General features: G+C 45.3%; 3 protein-coding genes. All 3 read right to left on the reverse strand.

The genetic code is table 11. The features are described 5' to 3' along the window. A partial coding sequence (locus tag AAEY72_RS14070) for a DUF305 domain-containing protein (RefSeq protein WP_352311108.1) occupies window positions 1-459 on the reverse strand: 459 nt, incomplete at its 3' end. A gap of 27 nt (window positions 460-486) precedes the next feature. Next, window positions 487-1,614: a copper resistance protein B gene (locus AAEY72_RS14075; RefSeq protein ID WP_352311110.1), complete on the reverse strand. Its 1,128-nt coding sequence runs from the start codon at window positions 1,612-1,614 to the stop codon at window positions 487-489. A gap of 25 nt (window positions 1,615-1,639) precedes the next feature. Beyond that, on the reverse strand, window positions 1,640-2,011 hold a 372-nt coding region (locus AAEY72_RS14080; protein ID WP_352311112.1), incomplete at its 5' end, for a multicopper oxidase domain-containing protein.

Raw genomic sequence — 2,011 nt, forward strand, 5'->3', positions numbered from 1 at the left:
CATCTCAGCGATTTCACGTTTTTGCGCTTTTATAATATCGTCAGCAAGCTGTTGTACACGCGGATCTTCAATATCAGCACGACTACTGGTGAGAATAGCAATCGAGTGATGCGGTATCATCGCTTGCATCCAATCGACTTGATCGACAGTTGCTTGTGATCGTACGCCCCAAATACCAACAGCAAACATCAATACGCTCAGACCATAAATCATTAAGTTGACCTTGGTCTTCTTATACATATTAGTCATAAATGCCAACATGACCACTGCCATACCGGCACCCATGTAGAGCGCCATATAAGCTCGGGTTTCACTAAAGTAAATATGATCCCATTCATAAGTATTGAAATACATCATGATGTACATCACAATCGTAGACGTCACAATCATCAGAGTGAACTTTACATACGGGTTCATGCCCTGTTGATGATTCATGGTGTTTTGATCTGAAGCATTCATAGTATATCCCCTATTATTTTAATAATATTAGAACCAGAATTTGACCCCCGCAGTCAAACTACTGCTATCAACCGATTCATTTTCTTGACGCCGTTGACCACGAGCTTTGCCAAGCGCTGTCTCATAACTCACACCCACATAAGGGGCTAGCTGGCGACTGAAGGTTTCGTAAGTCAGCCTAACCTCAGCTTCCATCTCATTAAAGCCCTTGGTAATGTCATTATCATGGTCATCTTTACTAAAGGCAGTTAATCCCACCTCTGGTATGACTACCCAATGCTGATCCAAACGCCATTCATACTCTGCGCCTAAATCAAGACGAAGTTGACCATCGGTATATAAGTAGGCTCTCGCATCTGTTTCGATGAAATACGGCGCGGTGCCGACAATACCTGCCATAAGGGCAGCGTTATCGTTTTCAGTATCGTAAGCGACACCAGCTTCACCATTCCAGAAAATGCTCAATGGTTTCCAATAAGCAAGCGAGCTCAAGCTGTCTATTTCTTTATCATCTTTAGTCTGAGCACTACCTTCCGTGCGTAGCCTGATACGATTACTGTCAGTACCATACCAACCTGTCGCCTCAAAGTTGATTTGATCCTCATCAAACTGATAGCCCAAGTCGTCTACTGATACTCCCCATAACGGCATGCTGCCCATCATCATTGGCTTACCATACTGCCCATAGGGAACACCGTTTGAATAGTCTGGACTGCGAGCATCGGCTGGCGGCTGCCCGCCTTGCATCCCAGACATATCCATACTGCCATGATCCATGCCTGACATGTCCATGCCACTATGATCCATATCTGACATATCGCCCGACATATCCATGCCACTGTGATCCATATCTGACATATCGCCCGACATATCCATGCCACTGTGATCCATATCAGACATATCGCCTGACATATCCATGCCGCTGTGATCCATATCTGACATATCGCCCGACATGTCCATGCCACTGTGGTCCATACCAGACATATCCATATCAGACATATCCATACCGCTATGATCCATACCAGACATATCACCTGACATGTCCATGCTGCTATGATCCATATTCGACATATCAGCAGCCGTTGCAAACGATGAGGTGAGCAAGACTAGCGATGACAAACCAATGAATGGCAGATTTTTCTTAGATATTTTCATAATAAGCCTCATATTCGAAGGTTTGTTAAACGACGGCAACTTCTCTGAACATACCGGCTTCCATGTGATAAAGCAGGTGGCAATGCCATGCCCATCGTCCAACTTCACCCGTCACATCGAAGCTAATTTTTTGCGCTGGCTGCACCACAATCGTATGTTTACGTACTTGAAAGTCTCCAGATGGCGTGCGCAAGTCACTCCACATACCATGCAGATGCATCGGGTGATTCATCATCGTGTCATTGACTAAGGTAATGCGTACACGCTCGTTAGGTTTAATATTGACAGGCGTTGCATCCTTAAACATCACACCATCTAAGGCCCAAATATAGCGCTCCATGTTACCCGTTAAATGTAGCTCGATCTCTCGGGTAGGGCTACGCTGCTCTGCCAATAC

The sequence above is a fragment of the Psychrobacter sp. W2-37-MNA-CIBAN-0211 genome (assembly GCF_040309405.1).
Lineage (GTDB): Bacteria > Pseudomonadota > Gammaproteobacteria > Pseudomonadales > Moraxellaceae > Psychrobacter > Psychrobacter glaciei.

Bases quoted from the DNA above. Each gene is read 5' to 3' on its own strand.
- AAEY72_RS14075 (WP_352311110.1), bottom strand. From the start codon at position 1,614: ATGAAAATATCTAAGAAAAATCTGCCATTCATTGGTTTGTCATCGCTA.